Genomic DNA, 20,888 nt, shown 5'->3' with positions numbered 1-20,888 from the left:
ATGGCACCTGAAAAAGAATACAATTTAACGTCGTTGGATATTTATCTTAGCGGCAACAGGAAACCCTTAGATAACTTGAAAAGCTTACAGCTGCACCCGCTTTGCAGCATGGATATTTTTGCCGATTATTCAGATAAACTAAGAGAGAATGCTAGGCGCCAAACCGAATTGGAATCTCTTGAGGTCTTTGCTAAAAAATATAATTGGGACACTCCGCTAAATTTTATGCTGCATCAGGATTACGAAGCTTTAATATTAACCAAAAGAGACCAAACGATCTTATGGACCAATAAAGGTTTCAGTCATATGACAGGTTACCCGGCAAATTATGCTAAAGGTAAAAAGCCAAAATTTTTGCAAGGCGAAAACACTTCCGTAGTAAGAAAAAGGAAGATTAAAGATCAGGTAATTGCTGAAGGTAATATTTCTGAAATTTTAGCAAACTATCGTAAAAATGGAGAGGAATATTTATGTAAGATCGATATTTACCCAATTAAAAATAAAGCCGAACAGGTAACTCATTTTTTAGCTCTGGAAAAAGAAGTTTATGACTATTGAAGAAAGAATCGAAAAGTCTACGACCAGCCTTTTTAAAGCTGTTTTCCCTAATACTACAAATCATTACGATACACTTTTCGGTGGTACTGCCATGCAAATGATGGACGAAGTTGCTTTTATTACCGCCACAAGATTTAGCCGGCAACGTATGGTAACCGTTAGTAGTGATCGTATCGATTTTAAAAAGCCGATCCCGGCTGGGACTTTTGTAGAATTAATTGGTAAAGTAACTAAAGTTGGAAATTCTAGTTTAAAAGTTAGTGTAGAAATTTTTATTGAAGAAATGTACTCTAATCATCGTGAACAGGCGGTACAAGGTGAATTTACTTTTGTGGCGATCGATGATGATAAAAAACCCGTAAACCTAAATATCTAGAAAAAGAAAAAGCCATGAACGATCATGGCTTTAGTTTTGGGCAAAAAAGGATTACTATTCTGTATAAAAATAAACAGCTGAAGCACCAGATAAACTATTATTAATTTGTGGGGATCTATTTCCACTAGACGTACTGGCTTCAGAAAATGCAAGAACTCTACCTCCTCCATTTGCTACTTCAGCAATAAATACAGCATCATAATTAGCGTCATAAACAACATTTACAGGATTTCCTAGGTTGGTATTACCACCTTCTACACGCATTTGATCACTAACAGAGATCATGCCGCCATCCATAGTTGCATTAAATTTACTATCAAAATTCGTGATTACGTGAAAAGCGCCATCAGCATCAGATCCTGCATCTCCAATATCGGTCATCACCATAGTTCCTCCATCATAATCTAAACCATGTGTTCTAACGATACCCTCTACTTCTACAGTTTTAGATGCTGAAGCTTCCATATCTGTCATATAATTTGAAGAAAAATTGGTAAATACAGCCAACATATTAGTCGTGTCTACCACAGCATAAAGATCATTCCCTACAAACTCTATTCCCCAAACTTTAAAATCAACTGTTACTATATTTCTTAGTTCGAAACCAGAAGAAGTTTTGGTATAAACAAAGAATCTACCATCTGGAGTAGTATCGTCGCCATCGACATCTGCATTATCTGCAACTACATATATATTTCCGTTCACTGCAACATCACGCGGACTTTCAAGATCTGAAGAACTAGAAAGATCAAGATCGATATTAAGATCTATCCCGGTTTGTAAACCGCCGATACCAGCATAACTTTCTAAACTTGTCGAAGAACGGGAAACTATGGTAAACGAATCATCCCCACCGTCGTAATAAATCCCTTCAGCATCATCAGAAGAAGTTTCATAACTGGTGGTTTCTCCATTATTAATATCATAACGTGTTACACTTCCATCGTGACTTGTTGCATAAAGATGTGCTGTACCAGATGGCATTACAGGATTTCTATCCATATTATCATCATCGCTGCAGGAAATCATCATCGCTCCTGCTGCCAGCATAAAAAATGGTCTAATAAACTTTTTCATATTAATTGAGGTTTTTTGTTGTGTAAACATTTACGCAAAAATGCCTCAAATAGTTTCCGTATAATTCTTAAGGAAATGTTATAAAGAGTATATACCTCTGATTAATAGTGATTTAAAAATTAAATCAATTCTACTTTTAACTTTGATTTATAAAAACATTAAGAGTGCTTTACCTGAGATTCGAATAAAAAATTGCGTCATTCATACTGGAAAAAGGAAGTTTAAATCGATGTTAATGAATTGGAAGATTATATGATAGTAAAAGACAAAGTCGCTTTAATTACTGGAGCAAGTAGTGGTATAGGAAAAGCCATCGCAAAAAAATTATCAGAAGAACAATGCAAAATAATTCTGGCAAGTAGAAATGTAGAAAAGCTGAAGGAAATCCAGCAAGAACTAAAATCTGAAAGCATCGTGATCGAAATGGATGTTAGCCAGACCGAAAGTGTTGCCAAAGGTTTTAAAAAAGCGATTGCCAAATTTAATACCATCGATATTCTGGTGAATTCTGCCGGAGTTATGCCTTTAACTTATTTAAAAAATCGTCATTTAGACGAATGGCTTCAAACCATCGAAGTAAATGTAAAAGGAACTTTGCGCTGTATACATGGCGTCCTTCCTTATATGAAGAAAAACGAAGGTGGTCATATTATAAATATTTCCTCTGTAGATGGTAAAGAAGTTTACAAAGGTGGTGCAATTTATGGCGCTTCGAAATCGGCCATTATCACATTATCTAAAGCCATGCGAATGGAACTTTCTCCAGATTATAATATTCGCGTAACCTGTATAGAACCGGGAACAGTAGATACTAGTTTAAGAAATACGATTACAGACGAAGAATTATTAAATGATAAAGATTACGACGATGAATCTGAACCAAAATTAGAAGCTAACAATATTGCAGATGCCGTTCTTTACGCGCTCTCCCAACCCGATAGTGTAAACGTGAACGAACTGCTTATAAAACCCACTGGAAAATCTTAAAAAATTAATTCTGAAACCTATAAAACTGGCACAGAACTCAAATATTAACTAAAACGAAAACTATAATTCTATGAAAAATCAATTAAAAAAAACCGGAAAATGGGCTGTAGGATATCTTGCTGCTAAAGCAGGGAAAAAAGTCGTTGCAAAAAGTGGCGCTGTAGGACTTGGAATTGGTGCTGCTGCCGGTCTTGGCTATCTGGGGTATAAATTATTCAGAAAGAAAAAAGAAGAAAATGATATTAGCGAGAATTATCACGAAATAAAAGGAGAAAAGAAAATTGTAGTATAAAATATACAATATTAGCATTCGTCATTGTCATTTATTCTACAATGATATCAAAGAAAAAAAGCCGGAAATTCCGGCTTTTTTTATGTTTACTTTTTAAGCAATGATCGTATATTTATACAGTGATTTTAATTTATATCCATAAATTAGAGATCATAAATACTATTTTTAACCGAGTGGACACTCGTAAGAATTCAAGCTTCAAAAAGAATAATTTACAAGTAATAATGAAAAAAATAATACTCTTTTTCGCAGGATTAAGTTTTTTAACTTCCTGTAAAAATACTGCTGAAAACAAAGAAACACAGGAAGGTAATCTTATTGTTTCTACGGAAAACGGAAAAATCGAAGGCTTTTTAAATGAAGACCAATCGGTTCGAAAATACTTTGGAGTTCCTTTTGCGCAACCACCAGTTGGGGATTTACGATGGAAAGCGCCACAAGATGCTAAAAACTGGAGCGATACTCTAGCAACAAAAGAATTCAAAAATAAACCAGTTCAGGCGAATGTTTTTGGGGATATGAAATCTCGTTCTAACGGGATGAGCGAGGATTGTTTATATCTAAATGTGTGGACACCAAAAGAAACTTCAGAAGAAAAACTGCCGGTTCTTGTTTATTTTTACGGAGGCGGATTTGTAGCTGGTGATGCATCAGAGCCTCGCTATGATGGTGAAACCATGGCTAAAAAAGGAATGGTTGTGGTCACCGTAAATTATAGATTGAACATCTTTGGTTTTATGGCACACCCAGAACTTAGCGAAGAAGCACCTTATAATGCTTCAGGAAATTATGGATTGTTAGATCAACAAAAATCACTGGAATGGGTTCAGGCCAATATTGCAGCTTTTGGAGGCGATCCTAAAAAAGTAACCATTGCAGGGGAGTCTGCCGGATCGATTTCGGTAAGTGCTCAAATGGCTTCGCCTCTGTCTAAAGATCTAATGAATGGCGCGATTGGCGAAAGTGGTGCTTCTATTCATCCAACTCTTGCTCCTATTTCTTTGGAAGAAGCTGAAAAAACCGGAATCGATTTTGCTGAACAAATTGGAGCAAGCTCACTAGCTGATCTTAGAGCGATGAGTACCGACTCTATTTTTATGCTGTACCAAAATGCTGGAAGATTTGGATTTCCTACGGTTATTGATAATTACTTTTTACCAAAATCGCTTCCAGAAATATTTGAAGCCAAAGAACAGGCACAAGTTCCTTTACTTGTAGGCTGGAATTCTGCTGAAATTCCAGGAATGGGTGTGATGCAGGGATTAGAAAACACTCCTGAAAATTTCATCAAAAAAGTAAAAGAGATCTATCCTGAAGATCACGAAGAAGTCCTTAAACTTTATCCGCATAATACTTCAGAAGAAGTAAAATATTCAGCAACAAAACTTGCTTCAGATCGCTTTATCGTTTATAGTACCTGGAAGTGGTTCGATCTTCATCGTAAAAATTCAGATGCTCCTGTTTATCGTTATTTATACAGCAAATTAAGACCTGAATTAAAAGATCAATCTAAACAACCGGGACTTGCCGGCGGAACTCAGGAAAAAGACGAAAATACTCCTGAAGCACCCAAAGCGATTGGCGCACCACATGCCGCAGAGATCGAATACTTTATGGGGAATCTGGATCGCATAGAAGATTATGCATGGACAGATGATGATTATAAAGTTTCAGAAACGATTCAGGAATATCTGGCGAATTTCGTTAAAACCGGTAACCCAAATACCGAATCTTTACCAGAATGGCCAAAAGCTGAAGCTAATGATCAAACTCCACCTGTAATGATCTTAGATACCGAATCTAAAGCTGAAAATGCTGAAGATGATAAACGATTTTTATTTTTAGATAAGGATTACACAAAGTAATCGCCAAATATCTGCTTTTATAAAAAAGAAAGCCCTCTAAAATTAGAGGGCTTTTTTGATCCTTGTAAACTATCTAAAGGCCAGCCAATGAAAACTTTGTTTGAAAATAAACTTTAATTCGAGCTAAACTTCGAAGCATTAAATTTCGATGACCGAGTTAATTTTGGCGTCTATCTCGCATCCTGCCACGCATTTGTTCACGGCGCTCTTCCTGCATTTTAGTATATTTATTAAACTGATCTTCCGTAAGTAATTCTTTAAGATCTTCGTCTCTCTTTTCAGAAAGTTTTCTCATTTGCTCAAAACGCTTGCTGCGATCATCACCAGAGTTTCGAAGGTTTTTCAAGCCTTCCATAAAATTCTTATTGATTTCCTTATAATCTGGGATTTGTTCTTCACTTAAAGCTAAGGCAGCAATCTCTTCTTCCTGCATTTTCTTTAAGACATCTTCAGATATTCTTCCCTGAGCAAATATTTGAGCTCCAAAAAGAAGAAATAAACCTAAAATTAATTTTTTCATGATTTAAACTGGTATTAAGTTACTACAAGCATTTGACTCTTAAATAATTAATTAGTTTAAACCATAAATCTTAAAATTATAAGATTTCAAGAATAATTATTTAGAACATTTATCACATAAACCTTTCACCACAAGATTAGCATCTGTAGCCTTAAATCCTTTAGGAAGACTAATATTCGGAATTGTTTGATCTGTTAAACATTGGGTTTCCCCACATTTAGAACAGTGAAAATGAAGATGCAGTTTATCACTCACATTATTCTCTCCTGCAGTTTCTAAAGCAAACTTGGCCGTTCCGCTGCCATCTTCTATTTTATGGACTAAGCCTTTTTCTTCAAATAGTTTTAAACTTCTAAAAAGCGTAGTGCGCTCTGTTTGTCCAAAAGCAGCTTCAATATCATTTAAACTCATCGCCAAAGATTCTTTTGCCATAAATTTATAAACCAATAATCGCACGGCGGTTGGGCGAATTCCCTTAGCTTTCAAAATAGCTTCAATTTCTTCCATAATACTTTCAACCTTGCTTTTGGATCTCTATTCAGAAATATAAATTTAAGCTTTATTGCATAGTTTCTTAGTATTTCGGCAGAAAGTCTTCAGGATTTATCTCCTACTACATTTATAACTTAAGTCAACTATCTTGGAGCAAGCCGGTGAGGCATTTTTTTAAAATCGTCTTTGTATCGAGGCAGGTTTCGGAACATTTAATCTCGATTATCAAGTAAAAAATATAAGTCAAAAATCGATAAAATCGAGATGTATTTTTATTCCTTTCAAAAAGTGCTAAAGCCAACTTAAAGTTTTTATAAATTCTGAAGTGAATAGCGCTTGTCACTGTGTAAAGGCTTTATAATTCTTTACCTTTAAAAGAAAACCTATCCATGAAATTTTTCATTAATAAACCCGATAACGTTGTAAACGAATCTATAGAAGGATTGCTTACAGATCCTAATCTTACCAAACTAGACAGTTTTCCTGAAGTTAGGGTAGTTACCCGAAAAGAGATCGATAGATCTAAAGTTGCCATCATCTCTGGAGGAGGATCTGGTCACGAGCCTATGCACGCTGGTTTTGTTGCCAAGGGCATGCTTACCGCTGCCGTTTGTGGCGATATTTTTGCTTCACCATCTGTAGATGCTGTTTTAGCAGCCATTCTCGCGGTAGACAGCGAAAAAGGCTGTTTACTGGTTATAAAAAATTATACAGGAGACCGATTGAATTTCGGGCTAGCAGCCGAGCAGGCAAGGGCGCTTGGTCATAAAGTTGAAACCGTGATTGTTGGTGACGATATTGCCTTAGGCGAAGATACTCAGCAGCGTGGTCTTGCCGGAACTTTACTAGTTCATAAAGTTGCCGGACAATTAGCGGAAGAAGGAAAATCTTTAGATGAAGTGACTAAAGCGGCAAAAAAAGTAGCTGAAAGTGCTATCTCGATCGGACTATCACTTACTGAAGGACAAAAATTCAATAATCCTGAAGAGTCGAGATTAGATAAAACCGAAGCCGAATTAGGTTTGGGTATTCACGGCGAACCTGGTGTGGATGTGATAAAGATGGACCAAGCCGATACTTTAGTTCAAAAAGCGGTAGATAAATTGAAGGAATATCTTCCGGAGGACAGTGAAAAATATGTGCTGCTATTTAACAATTTGGGCAGTGTGACTCCGCTTGAAATGAATTTACTGGTGCATAGTTTCGATAAAACCGATATTTCTGAAAAAGTGAAATACCTGGTTGGACCAACCGCAATGACCACTTCTTTAAATATGAATGGTTTTTCGATCACCCTTTTAAAGTTAGATGAAGAAATCAAAAACGCACTTTTAGAAAAAACCGAAACTCCAGAATGGCGAATTAGAGCCTATGCGAAACCCAGTAGTATTAAAAGTCCGGATTTACCTAAAACCATGCAATTTGAGCCTTCAGAAAACAAAAAGCATCAAAAAGTTGTAGAAAGCATTGCAAATTACCTTATCGAAATGGAAAAAGAAATGAACGATCTGGACGAGAAAGTTGGTGACGGCGATGCAGGATCTACTTTTGCTGCTGCAGGTAAAAAGTTTAAAAAGATTTCTTCAGAATTACCATATGCTTCGTTACCTGAATTATTTACTACCGTTGGGCGTGTGTTAGCACGAGAAAGCGGAGGTTCTAGCGGAGTATTGTTGTCGATGCTCTTTACTAAAGCCGGAAGCAACCTTAAAAATGATGACAATATTGGAAAAGCTTTGCTAAACGGATTAGAAAAAATGAAATCTTACGGTGGCGCTGAAAAGGGCGATCGTACCATGATCGATGCTATGCAACCTGCTTTTGAAGCTTTAAGCGATAAAAAGTCTACGAAAGAAGCTGCTGAAGCTGCCAGAAAAGGAGCCGATGAAACCGCTAATATCACCAATACCAGTGCAGGACGCAGTTCTTATTTATCTGAATCTAGCCTTGAAGGAATTCCAGATCCCGGCGCCGAAATGGTCGCTAGAGTATTCGAAAAACTTGTTGATATTGTATAAAAAATCCGTAAACTACCTAGATTATATCCTTTATAGATGCCAATTAAAAAATCCGTTAGAACATCTAACGGATTTTTTAATTCCTATTTACTGCCAGCCTCCGCCAAGACTACGATATAATTCAACATTAGCAATGAGTAACTGGTTTTTGATATTTATTAAATTTAGCTCACTTTCTAGCGCGTCGCTTTGTGCACTAATTACTTCCAGGTAGTTGGCGTAACCACCCCTAAAAAGCATCCCGGCATCTTTTAAACCTTTTTGGGTAACCTCGATACGCTCTTGTGCAATTGCATATTCCTCTTTTAATTTCTCCATTTTCGCCAAAGAATTAGAAACATCTGCAATCGCTGTGATAAGATCATCTTTAAAATCTAGCTGAGCGATTTCTTTTTGCGATAAAGCGATATTGTAATTTGTTTTTAGCTTTCTATTATTAAATATTGGCTGAAAAATAGCTCCGTTTAATAACGCAAAACCAGAACTTACAGGGTCTAAAAATTCTTCTAACCGAAACGAATTTAAACCTGCCGAAGCTCCAATACTTAAGGAAGGATATCGCAGCGCATTTGCAACACCGGCATCTGCATTAGCTGTGATAAGTTCATATTCGGCCATGGCGACATCCGGGCGATTTTTTATCAATTCTAAAGGTACACCAGAAGTATATCTTTTCTGAAATTCAATTTCTTCAAAATCAGTATCAATTTCTATGGATCTTGGTGATCTTCCAAGCAAGCGATTAAGCTTATTTTCCATAATCACATATTGACGCTCTAACTGCGGAATTAAAGTTTTTGCCTTTAATTTCTGAGATTTTGTTTGCTGAATCGCTAAAGATGTAGATTCTCCCGCATCGTACTGCAATTGTACAATATTTAAAGTACTATCGCTTAAGGCAAAGTTCTTCTCTGCAACTTCTATCTGTGATTTTAGCATCACCAGATTAAAATACGTTGCTGCTACTTCTGAAATTAGCGAAGTTTGCACCGCTTTTTTGAACTCTTTACTTTTCATAAACTGAGCCCTGGCGGCTTCCTTTTGCCAACGTAACTTTCCCCAAACATCAAGCTCCCAGTTTGCCTGTAAAGCAGCAGAATATTCTAGACGCTCTGTGTAAAAGCTTGTTGGAGGGTTTTCGCCATGATTTCTTCTTGCCCTGTTAGAACCGTAATTATTATAATTTTCAGAATAATATTCTCTACGATAATCGGCCGGCCTCGCATTAACAGAAGGAAGAAAATTAGCTTTAGATTGCGCAAGTTCTTCAATCCCAATTTCCATGTTTTTCATGGCTTTTTGCAAATCAATATTATTTACCAAAGCCGTATCAATAAGCTTCTGCAAAGTCTTATCTGTTATATAATCCTTCCACGGAATTTCAGACATTGGAATCGTATCGTTATTCACTTCGTTAGAGTTAAGTGAATCTACAGATAACGTTTCATCCTCTTCTTCACCTGTATAGAATTCAGAAGAAACATCATCTCCAAAATCTGGACGTGCGTATTCTTCTCCTACTTTACAACTTACCACGCAGATCATTGCAAAAATCCCTAAAGCAGATTTCAGATATCTCGCTGAAAATTTTGTTCTATTATTTGATTTTATGCTTGAAAGAAAACTCGTTCTCATCTTCAATTTTTTAGTTGATTTTGGTTTACTCGGCATAACGATCCAGATTCATTTTATCATGAAGCACCTGAAATACATACGCCAGAACAGGAATTATAAAAATACCAAGCACGATTCCGCTAATCATTCCTCCGGCAGTACCAATACTTACAGAATGATTACCCTGCGCTGAAGATCCTTCAGCGAACATTAAAGGAACTAAACCAACTGTAAATGCCAGAGAGGTCATGATAATTGGTCTTATTCTTAATGCGCTCGCCTCGATCACAGCATCGAAAGCGGTAAAACCAGCTCGCCTTTTTTGCGCTACAAATTCTACGATCAAAATAGAATTCTTAGCCAGTAAACCTATAAGCATAATAATACCTATCTGCACATAAATATTATTGTCTATACCTGCAATATTAATGGCTGTAAATACACCAAATATACCTACCGGTAAGGAAAGCATCACCGCTAGGGGCAATAGGAAACTTTCATATTGCGAAGCCAGGATAAAATATACCAGTAGAATAATAATTATAAATACGATGATCGTATCTCCACCCGAGTTCTTTTCTTCTAAACTCATACTGGTCCACTCGTAACTTAAGGTTCCTGGAAGTTTTTCAGCAGTAAGAGCTTCGATCATATTCATTACATCACCGGTACTATAACCTTGCGCTGGTGTTACGTTAATTTTCGCTGCGTTGTAAAGGTTGTAGCGGTTTACTACCTCTGGACCATAAGTTTGCCTAAGTTTTACGATCGTATTCACCGGCACCATATCTCCTTTGTCGTTCTTAACAAAAATACTATTAAAGGATTCTGGCGATTCCCTAAACTGAATATCAGATTGCATGTATACACCATATTGCCTGCTGAATCTATTAAAATCACCGGGCTGAACTCTACCAAAATAAGATTGAATGGTAAACATCATATCTTTTACGCTCACTCCCATATTTTTCGCTTTCTCGTAATCGATATCCAAACGATACTGCGGAAAATTAGGATTGAACGAAGTAAAAGCATTTTCTACTTCTTTTTGATTGTTCAGGGTATTTATGAATTCGTTTACGATTTGACCAAATTCACCCAAATCGCCATCTGCTCTATCCTGAAGCATAAATTGCACCCCATCGAAGTTACCAAACCCCTGTATGGTTGGCCTTGGATACATATTAAAATCGGTTTCAGGAATTTCATCTAATTTGGACAATAAGTCTTTGATCACGGGCTGAATATCCTGAATTTCACCACGATCTTCGGCTGCTTTTAATTGCACATAGGCTAAACCAGAAGAAGGACTATTAGCATTATCTACCACATTAAACCCTGAAACAGTGTTTACTCCTTTTACCGCTGGTTGTAACTGTAAGATAGAATCGGCTTTTCTTAGCGCCACATTGGTACGGTGAAGTGAAGAACCTTCGGGCATTTTCATAGATAAGATCAAAAAGTTATCATCCTCGGTAGGAATAAAACCACTTGGTGTAAACTTCGATAAAAATACGGTGAGCCCAATAATTACTGCTAAAGCACCCAGACCAACCCATTTTCTGTTCAGGATCCAACGAACCGCATTTAAATATTTTTGAGTAAAACGATCGAAGAAATTATCGAATTTCCTAAATCCTTTTCTACGTAACACTTTAGCCCTTCTAAACTGCCTGTAATTAGAAACAGCTTTGGTGATTCCTCGCTTATCTTTTTTTGTTTCCTTTTTTCCGAAGAAAACTTTACTAAGTACCGGCGTTAATGTAAGCGCGTTAATTGCTGAAATTAATACCGCAAAAATAATCGTGTACGCAAATTCCTGATAAAAAACTCCTACCGGACCACTTAAAAAACCTACCGGTAAAAACACCGCTGCAATTACAACCGTTATCGAGATGATAGCTCCGGTAATCTCGTCCATTGCAGAACTTACCGCTTCTTTAACCGGCATTTTGTGATGCGTCATTTTTTCGTGTATGGCTTCCATAACCACGATCGCGTCATCTACCACAATACCAATAGCAAGTACCAGTGAGAACATACTTAATACGTTCATTGAAGCACCAATGATATTTAAAAAGAAGAAGGTACCTAAAAGTGATGCCGGGATAGAAATAGCCGTAATAAGTGTAGCTCTAAAATCCTGCAAAAAGATAAACACGACTAAGAACACCAGAATAAAAGCTTCCACAAGCGTATGCTCTACCTGGCTCATCGATTCTTCGATCTGGTTTCTTACACTATAAGTGATCTCGTAATGAACATCTTCTGGAAACAGTTTTGATTGTGCTTCTAAGATTTCTCGAATTCGGCCATCGATTTCCATCGCATTCGCCCCATTTTGCTGTACGATATCTATGGTTACAGATGGTTTTCCGTTCAAACGGTTTTCACTGGTATAGTTAGAAGCACCAAACTCCACTCTTGCGATATCTCTTAAATGTAATGCCGTTTCATCTTTAGTTTTAATCACGAGATTTTCATAATCTTCTGGCTGATTAAAACGACCATCATGCTTCATAATGATCTCAAAAAGTTCTTCTGAATTTTCACCAAATTTCCCAGGAGCAGCTTCGAAGTTTTGATCCTTAATTTGATTATAAACGTCTCGTGGTGTGAGTTTATAGGAAGCCATTTTTTGCGGATTTAACCAAATTCGCATGGCATAATCACGTTGTCTTAGAATTGAAGCTTCAGCAAGACCGTCGACACGTTTTAGTTCTCTACGGATATTAATTCTCGTAAACGCATTTAAGAACGTCTCATCATAAGTAGGATCATCACTATAAATATTAATAGTCATGATACTACCTTTCATCCTTTTAGTAACAGATATCCCAGCTTCTGAAACTTCTGGCGGAATCATGGAGGTAATCGTAGAAATTCGGTTTTGAATATCTACAGCAGCCAGATCTGGATCTGTACCTGGCTTAAAATAAACAGTTACACGCCCTCTACCGGAATTGGTTGCCGTAGAGTTGGCATAAGACATATTTTCTGTTCCATTAATCGCCTCCTCGATAGGTAATAAAACAGATTTTGCAACAGTCTCTGCATTCCCTCCCGGGTAATACACCTGTACACTAACACTAGGCGGAGCAATTTCTGGAAAACGTTCTACTGGTAAAGATGTGATACTTGCGGCTCCGGCAATAAGCAATATGATGGTAATGACCAGTGTAAGGACTGGCCTTTTTACTATTTTCTTAAACATGTAATTTTTTTTGGTTGTGGATTTCTGAAGCCTGGTCTATTCCTGAATCTGGGATAGCAAACGCCCTCTTTCGATAGGTTTTACTTTAATTCCGTTAGCCAGTTTATCGAGACCAGAAAGCACTATGCGATCATTAGGAGATAAACTTTTAGAGCTTACGATGTAATTATCGCCAGATCTTCCTTCAGTAATAATCTCTTTTCGTTGCGCTATATTATTTTCATCCAGCGTAAAAACGAATTTCTTATCCTGAATAAAAGTGGTAGCACTTTGAGGAACTAATATCGCTTTAGGATAAATCTCTTCCATTAAAATTTTACCCGTATTCCCCGATCTTAATAAAGTATCTGGATTTTGGAATCTAGCTCTTAATGTAATAGAACCCGTAGTACGATCGATTTGTCCTGAATTAGCATCGATTCGACCTGAATGTTCATAAACTGAACCATCAGCTAATACAAGTTTCACCTTATTATTCATTTTATTAGAAAGCGTATCGTTCTTGGCTCTCTCGTAATACAAATAATCTGATTCACTCATTGAAAAATAAACGTAAATATCATCTACTTTGGATAATACGGTAAGTGGCTTTTCATCTGTTTGCTTTACAACGTTTCCTGGAGATTTAGGAATCCGTCCCATAAATCCGCTTACTGGCGCTTTTATAGTTGTGAAATTAAGATTTATTCTCATGTTGGCAGCCTGAGCCTGCGCTCTTTCTAAAGAAGATAAAGCCACCTGATAATCGGCTTCTACAGATTTCTTTCTAACTTCAGAAATTACTTCATTATCGATTAAAGGTTGCAAACGCTCTAGATCACTTTTTGCTTTTTCTACTTTGGCTTTCTCTAATTTCACATTTGCCATTGCATTTTTATAATCCTCCATATAAGGCTGACTATTCACTTTAAATAATGGCTGTCCTTTTTCAACAAAATCACCTTCATCTACATAAATCTCTTCTAGGATTCCGTCAACCTGAGGACGAATTTCGATAGTTTCGACTCCTTCTATAGAACCAATATATTCGAAACCTTTTGAGGCATTTTGTTCCTTAAGTGAAACAACCGGTAAAGGAAGACCTTCGTCCACTTTTTCTTCTTCTTTACAAGACGAAAGGCTTAAAAGCATACATGAGATGAACAACATTGCAAACCTGTTCAACACTGAAAATTTATATTTCTTATCCATAAGTACAGAATATTTCTGCATCAGATAGAGCAATTTACATACCTCTTAACTTCAAACGTTTTCGCAGTTAATTCTTTAACAATTATTGTGAAATTATGTGGTATTCCACACCTGTGTTCACCACACATTATGTTGATTACCTCCACAAAGTTTAAGGTTGCGGGAGCAATTAATTCTTCACAAAGCTTAATAAGCTACGTTGTGCAATATGTGGCTTTCGTTTCCAGAAACTATAATGAAGGGGAAAACATCTAATCCCTATTCTAGCCAAAGTTTTATATCGCTCTAGACTAAAAGCCTTCTCAAAGCTACCAGGATAACCAATTAGATCTATAAAATAATTCTTACTTCCGTTAGTTATTAGTATATCTAGAATGCAGCCAGCAACGGGATATCCACATTCGATTTTTTTGAAGTCTTTTTTTTCTAAAAAGCTCACTACTTCTCTCTGAAAACTATCATGCTCTTCTATTCTGGATGATTCGTGATCAAAATTTTTTATAAAATTCAAATATTCGAAAAGCAAGGAATTTTGATTAAGCTTTGAAAGTTCCACCGAGGTCACTATTGCCTGATAAGATCTAGCTCTGGTAATGGCTACATTAAAAACTTCGGGTTTATTTAAATGAATAAAAGCAGAATGATGAGATTCATTACAAACACAAAATGAAAGAAATATAATTTCACGTTCAGATCCCTGGAAGTTATAAGGAGTGTCGCAAAAAAGCTTATATTTTTTTATTTCATTGATATCAAAAGTATCTCTGATGAGGTTTTTTATATAGATAACTTGAGAATTGAAGGGAGATATAATGCCAAGCGATGGTTTTTTATCTGAACCTTTATATTTCGTAACAATAGCTTTTAATCTCTCTATTATAAATTCTGCTTCACGCGTATTAACTCCTCTCTCATTTCGAGTTCCATCAACTTCAAAATAATCTAACTGGTTTTCATTGATGTGATCTGGCGTAGATTTTAAAACCTCTAATTGACCATTATAAAATTTCTGATTACTAAATTCTACTAAAGAGGGAGTAGATCTAAAATGCTCCCTTAAAAAAGTAATTTGATGTTGATCCTGAATCTTGGAAAGATATAAATCTAAAATACTTCTATTTCGATAATCTAAAGAGGCATCTTCAGGAAGATTGTATTGTTGCTGTAATTCTATTTGTTGAGCTCTAGAAACAAAAGAGTAATGCCTTAATTGATTTGGATCACCTATAATTACAGCTCGTTTTGCTCTGAAAATTGCAGGTAAAGCTGAGGCAATATCGCATTGCGTGGCCTCATCGATTAATACTAGATCAAATAAGTTTTCTTCTAATGGAAGTATAGAATTTAGATCTGAAAGATTTGCCAGCCAAACGGGAAATACTTTCAGGACACTACTTTGATCAATATCTTCTAAAATTCTTTTATAGACTGAAAAACTTGAAGAATCCAGAGCGTCATAAAATTTAGAAATATCTTTTCTATAATGTATCGAGCTTTTTGTAATATTACTAGCGATCTTATGCCTAGAGAAGACACTTATCTCTTTCTCTAGATCATTGAAAACAGTATTCATTTTATCGAATGTAGGAAGTAATTTCTCTCCCTTATACGAAATCTTACTCAAGTAAAATTTCTCCCATTTTTGCCATAAATTCAGATCATCATTAAATGAAAGATTGGATAATCTAAGCTCCTGTTCTATTAATTCTTCAAATTCAGATTCTAATCTTTCAAGTTGTCGAATTAGATAGTCAAACTTTTCAAGATTAACACCTCTCTTTCTACCAGAAACTCCGCTTAGATATTTCCTGATCTTTGACTTTAAGCTGACTTTATAATTAAAACCTGAGGTATGAATAAGATAATCTTTAAGTTTAAAATCATCTTCCAACATTTCTCTAATCACCTCTACAGCTTGTTTAGTTTTAGATACAACTAAAACAGAATTATTATTCATTAGTGCATCAACAACTATAGAATTTATGGTATAACTCTTTCCTGTACCAGGAGGCCCTATTATTACAGAATTTGAAAATTTATTCGCATTTTTAAGTGCTACATATTGCTCACTATTTAACCGATTCTTATAAATACTTTGATAGCTACCTAAAAGATCTCTTTTATCGTTTAGCAATTTTTCCAAATTCTCACTAAACCTCTCGTGCTTCGCCATCTTTTCCAAATCGTTTAAGATCCTTAATGATGCTTCAGACTTTTCAACTAAGGCTGTGCCTGCGGCCGGAACAATCTTATAAATATTATCATTAAAGTTCTCTTTGCTAAGGTATTTTCTAATTTTAGCAGCATTCCAGACCGTAGGAAATAGCAAAAGATCTTCGGTATCCAGATTTAGTGTGCTTCGATCTAGGAAACTTTTAATTCCTATTAAATTACCTGCTTCAAGCCGACGAGTAAGCTCTTTTAAAAAATCACCTTTATCAACCTCATCATCTTGCAACTCTAATAATTGCAACGCATATCTGTTAATCTCGTAATTACTTCGATCTATTCTTAAAAAACTAAGACCTTCATTAATTTCCAATTCCGCAGGAAACAGAAAAAGTGGAGCACATATACGATTATCTTTTGCTATAGGGTTGTTCGCTTTTCCAAGAATAAAATAACAACCATAAAACAGTTGCTTTTCTAGATTATAAAGCTCTAATTCTTTATTTATTTCACCATATTTTTTGTTTGGATAAGGAATTATAGGTAATTCCTTATGAAGTAATTCTTCTTTATCATTGGCAAACCATTTGTAAGGATATTTGCTGGATAAAATATTCTGAAGAATAAATTCCTTATTATCCAACTTAAAGCATTCTTTAAAATAGGAATAAAAATCCTTTGGTATATACTTCACCCTAATCTTTGTATTGAATTATCAAGTTTAAATTTACAAATCTTTATATGAGTTTTTAGCATACCAATAATTTATATCCTTAAAACAAAAAAGCCTCTTCCCGAATAAACGGAAAAAAGCTTCTCATTGGAAACCTTCAGACTAAATTAATAGCTAAAAAAGGTTTACCTACAAGTTCCAATTTCTTGGAACAAACAACACAACTAAGTCTTAAGATTCATCAAAATCCAGATAAATTTCTTTTGAATCTCTAGCGGCTTAAACCACTTATATTTTTGATCTCCCAATATAAAGGAAGTAAACTTCGATATTTGATCCCTTAAAAAAGTTCAACGGTGAGCATTGAAAAAAAGGGCTGGCAAACTTACAACCTAATTTTAAATTATACAAATCATTAATAATATCTACCCTAAATATACTTAATCAAGATCTATTTACGTTTTGGTAAAGAACCTCAGGACAGGTCCATGAGGGATTTTGAAAATCAACTCTAATTCGAGGCAAGCCTCGGAATTTATAATCTCGATTATCTTATAAAAAAGACTGCAATTAATGATCGTTGAAAGTTATACTTTAGGGATTCTGGAACAGGATAAATTAGTCCAGCTTTTAAAAGTGCTGGCATTTCAGTTTTCTGAATATGAAATACATCCATTTCAACTAGAAGATGAGATTTTAATCGTCGTTTCTTCAAAAACAGCCATAGACAAGCATTTTATGACCAGCGTTAAGCGCGAAGGCTTCAATTGCGAATTATTAATGGCTTCGTGATGAAAAAATCGAAAATAGACAGCAATTTTGACAAGTTTTGACAAGTTTTGACAAGAAAGTCTACAAGTGATTTCTTCCGCAGAAAAACAAAAATCCAGAAAAAATTCTATCGCAAGAGCTTTCAAGAATCAGGTATAAATTCAGCCATTCTTTTAAAATATACTGCCGCAATATTGATATTGGCGATTTTAAGCAATGGTTTTTATATCGCTAATCACCCTGAAAAAGAAATTGCTTCACTGATCCATATTGAAAATCGGGGAAATCAACTTAAATTGATCTTTTTACCCGATAGTAGTGAGATTCGACTTGGACCAGGGTCTACGATAAGCTATTCGAAAAATTACATTCAAAAACGTCTAATTTCGTTATAAGGAGGCCTCGCCACCATCCAAAACATTCAAAATGAAACATATTTTTATCTGTTTTCTTTTTATTCACAGCCTAGGCTTTAGTGCACAAATGGCTATAAATATTGAAAAAGGCAGCAATATAAATACCCTTAAAAAGCAAATTGAACAGCAAACTAATTATAAATTGGCTTATGCTGAAGAAATGAGCTCTAAACTAAATGTTACTACTGAAATTAACTACGACAACATAAGTGTCACAGATCTTATTGAAAAACTAAACACTAAATTACCGCATGATTTCAAAATACTAGGTAATAATATTACGGTAAAACCCGGTGAACTGAAATCCCAAAATCTTCAGGCAAATTATACATTATCAGGAACTGTTTTCGATGAAGAAAACACTCCTCTTTTGGGAGCAAGTATTACTATTCCTAAACTTCAAAAAGGAACGACCACAGATGCAAATGGAGAGTTTTCGATACAACTTCCGCAGGGAAAACATGAAGTAAATATTAGCTTTTTAGGCTATAACAAGATCACCGAAATTGTAAATCTCAATAAGGACATTAAATGGACTCTACAAATGGAACCGGGCGGAGAAACGCTGGAAGAAGTAGTGATCGAGCAAACAAATAAAGCGGTGAATATTAAAAAACCGCAAATGAGTATGAATAGCCTTAGCATGAACGAAATCAAACAGATTCCGGTTGCTTTGGGTGAACCAGATCCTTTAAAATCTTTGCTTACGCTTCCCGGAGTGACCAATGCAGGAGAAGGCTCTTCTGGATTTAATGTTCGTGGTGGCGCAGCAGATCAAAATTTAATTTTATTAGATAACGTTCCTATTTATAGCGATTCTCATCTTTTCGGTTTTTTCTCGGTTTTTAATGCTGATGCTGTTAACTCGCTGGATCTTTATAAAGGCGGAATTCCATCAAAATATGGCGGCAGAGTTTCTTCGGTTTTAGACATTACTCAGAATAACGGAGATTATAAAGATTTTAAATTTGAAGGTGGAATTGGATTAATCTCGAGCAAACTAAAAGTTGAAGGTCCTCTTAAAGAAGATAAAGCCTCGTTTATGCTGGCCGGAAGAACTTCTTATGCTCATCTTTTTTTACAACTGGCCGATAACGAAAACTCGGCACAATTTTATGACCTGAATGCAAAACTGAATTATAAACTAAATGAAAATAATAGTCTTCATTTTTCAGGTTATTTTGGTAATGATGTTTTTGATATTAGCGATAGTTTTTCAAGCACGTATGGTAACACCATGGGAAAATTAAATTGGAAACATCGCTTCGGTAAAAATATAAACACAGATCTATCGATTTTCTATAGCGACTATCAATTCCAACTCAACTTAAACACACTTAGTTTTAGCTGGGACAGTGGGATAGAAAGCTACGGACTAAAATATGCCTGGCAACATTATATTTCAGATGATATTCAGCTTAATTATGGTGTCGATGCCACTTACTACGATTTTAACCCGGGAATTCTTATTCCAAACAATAGCGAATCTACCTTAAATTATAGAGAGCTAGATCGCAAATATGCTCTAGAACCTTCAGCCTTCCTAGATGTAAATCAAAAAATTGGAGATCAATTAGAAGTGCGATACGGACTTCGATACAGTGCGTTTTATAGATACGGACCGCAAAATGTAAGTATTTACGAAAATAGCCCTGTAGATTATAATGCAGATTATAACATCTATCAGGAAGCAACACCGGTTGGAACTCAATTTTATGATTCGGGAGAATTGATATCAGATTTTAATAATTTTGAACCACGTGCTGCACTATCTTTTATTCTGAATGAAGAATCTTCATTAAAAGCCAGTTATAATAGAATGGCGCAATATTTACATATCGTTTCTAACAGCCAGTCGCCAACTCCGGTGAACATTTGGACACCCAGCGGACCTTTTATAGAACCTCAGATCTTAGATCAATATGCTTTAGGTTACTTCAGAAATTTTGATAATAATACGTACAGTTTAGAAACCGAAGCCTTTTATAAAGACATCGATAATAGAATCGATTATGTAGACGGTGCAAATCTAATAGCGAACAACGATATCGAACAGGTGTTACTTAATGGGCAGGCAAGAGCTTATGGCTTAGAAGTTCTCTTCAGAAAAAATAAAGGTGATCTTAGCGGATGGATTTCTTATACTCTTTCTCGCGCAGAACAACGAACCGCAGGAAGAACTCCGCAAGAACCGGGAATTGCCAATGGAAACTGGTATTTATCGCCTTATGACAAACTGCATAATCTAAGTGTTACGGGAAATTACGAGTACAGCAAAAAATGGTCTTTTAGTGCTAATTTTGCCTTGCAATCTGGCCAACCGGTAACTTACCCAAATGGGTATTATGAAATAGGTGGCATCCCTGTCCCCAACTATTCGTTACGAAACGAAAATCGCTTACCGCTTTATCATCATTTAGATATTGCAGCTACGCTCACTCCAAAACCTAAAAAAAAGAAAGGCTGGCAGAGCAATTGGGTATTTAGTATTTACAACCTTTATAACAGGAGAAATGCAGCGTCTATACGCTTCACAACAAACGATGACACCGGAATAAATGAAGCCCGAAGATTATCGATTTTCGGCATTTTACCTAGTGTTTCTTATAATTTTAAGTTTTAATTCTATGAACTCTATATATTCAAAAAACAAGC

Annotated in this window: 15 protein-coding genes; 8 read left to right on the top strand and 7 right to left on the bottom strand. The window is 35.7% G+C overall.

The features are described 5' to 3' along the window. Together BM201_RS04515 and BM201_RS04510 are read left to right on the top strand one after the other, a co-directional pair. Entirely contained in the window at nucleotides 1-558 is a 558-nt protein-coding gene (locus BM201_RS04515) for a PAS domain-containing protein (RefSeq protein ID WP_092540160.1), read from the top strand. Next, the gene (locus BM201_RS04510) at nucleotides 548-934 is read left to right on the top strand and encodes an acyl-CoA thioesterase (RefSeq protein WP_092540159.1); all 387 of its coding nucleotides are present in this window, start codon (nucleotides 548-550) and stop codon (nucleotides 932-934) included. The genes BM201_RS04515 and BM201_RS04510 overlap by 11 nt, the downstream gene beginning before the upstream one ends. Before the next feature lie 54 nt (nucleotides 935-988). Here the strand turns inward: BM201_RS04510 and BM201_RS04505 are convergent, their stop codons facing one another. Beyond that, nucleotides 989-2,011 carry a hypothetical protein gene (locus tag BM201_RS04505; RefSeq protein WP_092540649.1) on the bottom strand — a complete coding sequence of 341 codons (1,023 nt, stop codon included), beginning with the start codon at nucleotides 2,009-2,011 and terminating at the stop codon, nucleotides 989-991. 252 nt (nucleotides 2,012-2,263) lie between these two features. Here BM201_RS04505 and BM201_RS04500 point away from each other — a divergent pair, with 252 nt between their 5' ends. From BM201_RS04500 to BM201_RS04490, 3 genes are all read left to right on the top strand, one after another. Then, complete coding sequence (locus tag BM201_RS04500) at nucleotides 2,264-2,998, top strand: SDR family oxidoreductase (RefSeq protein WP_092540158.1); 735 nt, start codon at nucleotides 2,264-2,266, stop codon at nucleotides 2,996-2,998. 70 nt (nucleotides 2,999-3,068) lie between these two features. Beyond that, on the top strand, nucleotides 3,069-3,290 hold the full coding sequence (locus BM201_RS04495; protein ID WP_092540157.1) for a hypothetical protein: 222 nt from the start codon (nucleotides 3,069-3,071) through the stop codon (nucleotides 3,288-3,290). Between the two features lie 224 nt (nucleotides 3,291-3,514). After that, nucleotides 3,515-5,155, top strand: a complete 1,641-nt coding sequence (locus tag BM201_RS04490; RefSeq protein ID WP_092540156.1) for a carboxylesterase/lipase family protein — start codon at nucleotides 3,515-3,517, stop codon at nucleotides 5,153-5,155. 157 nt (nucleotides 5,156-5,312) lie between these two features. Here the strand turns inward: BM201_RS04490 and BM201_RS04485 are convergent, their stop codons facing one another. Together BM201_RS04485 and BM201_RS04480 are read right to left on the bottom strand one after the other, a co-directional pair. After that, nucleotides 5,313-5,675 (bottom strand): hypothetical protein, encoded by a 363-nt coding sequence (locus tag BM201_RS04485; protein WP_092540155.1) that lies wholly within the window; start codon nucleotides 5,673-5,675, stop codon nucleotides 5,313-5,315. Between the two features lie 96 nt (nucleotides 5,676-5,771). Beyond that, complete coding sequence (locus BM201_RS04480) at nucleotides 5,772-6,182, bottom strand: Fur family transcriptional regulator (RefSeq protein WP_092540154.1); 411 nt, start codon at nucleotides 6,180-6,182, stop codon at nucleotides 5,772-5,774. A 374-nt stretch (nucleotides 6,183-6,556) separates the two neighbouring features. Between BM201_RS04480 and BM201_RS04475 the strand changes: the two genes are divergently transcribed. Beyond that, nucleotides 6,557-8,185 (top strand): dihydroxyacetone kinase subunit DhaK, encoded by a 1,629-nt coding sequence (locus tag BM201_RS04475; protein WP_092540153.1) that lies wholly within the window; start codon nucleotides 6,557-6,559, stop codon nucleotides 8,183-8,185. A gap of 87 nt (nucleotides 8,186-8,272) precedes the next feature. Here BM201_RS04475 and BM201_RS04470 read toward each other — a convergent pair whose 3' ends face one another. The 4 genes from BM201_RS04470 to BM201_RS04455 all read right to left on the bottom strand — a co-directional run bounded on the left by BM201_RS04470 (nucleotide 8,273) and on the right by BM201_RS04455 (nucleotide 17,067). Continuing rightward, nucleotides 8,273-9,820: a TolC family protein gene (locus BM201_RS04470; RefSeq protein WP_092540647.1), complete on the bottom strand. Its 1,548-nt coding sequence runs from the start codon at nucleotides 9,818-9,820 to the stop codon at nucleotides 8,273-8,275. Between the two features lie 25 nt (nucleotides 9,821-9,845). Beyond that, nucleotides 9,846-13,013: an efflux RND transporter permease subunit gene (locus tag BM201_RS04465; RefSeq protein ID WP_092540152.1), complete on the bottom strand. Its 3,168-nt coding sequence runs from the start codon at nucleotides 13,011-13,013 to the stop codon at nucleotides 9,846-9,848. A gap of 36 nt (nucleotides 13,014-13,049) precedes the next feature. After that, entirely contained in the window at nucleotides 13,050-14,225 is a 1,176-nt protein-coding gene (locus tag BM201_RS04460; protein WP_245758570.1) for an efflux RND transporter periplasmic adaptor subunit, read from the bottom strand. Nucleotides 14,226-14,373: 148 nt separating this feature from the next. Beyond that, nucleotides 14,374-17,067, bottom strand: coding sequence for a DEAD/DEAH box helicase (locus BM201_RS04455; protein WP_139219129.1), 2,694 nt, complete (start codon nucleotides 17,065-17,067; stop codon nucleotides 14,374-14,376). A gap of 552 nt (nucleotides 17,068-17,619) precedes the next feature. On the opposite strand from BM201_RS04455, the gene BM201_RS04450 reads away from it, so the two are divergent. Both BM201_RS04450 and BM201_RS04440 read left to right on the top strand, forming a co-directional pair. Beyond that, nucleotides 17,620-17,838: a hypothetical protein gene (locus tag BM201_RS04450; protein ID WP_092540150.1), complete on the top strand. Its 219-nt coding sequence runs from the start codon at nucleotides 17,620-17,622 to the stop codon at nucleotides 17,836-17,838. A 405-nt stretch (nucleotides 17,839-18,243) separates the two neighbouring features. Continuing rightward, on the top strand, nucleotides 18,244-20,856 hold the full coding sequence (locus BM201_RS04440; RefSeq protein WP_092540148.1) for a TonB-dependent receptor: 2,613 nt from the start codon (nucleotides 18,244-18,246) through the stop codon (nucleotides 20,854-20,856). Nucleotides 20,857-20,888 lie beyond the last annotated feature (32 nt).

It is taken from the genome of Zunongwangia mangrovi, assembly GCF_900112105.1.
In the GTDB taxonomy this organism is placed as follows: domain Bacteria; phylum Bacteroidota; class Bacteroidia; order Flavobacteriales; family Flavobacteriaceae; genus Zunongwangia; species Zunongwangia mangrovi.
The sequence above is the reverse complement of the archived record's forward strand: the minus strand, read 5'-3'. Positions and strand labels throughout refer to the sequence as shown.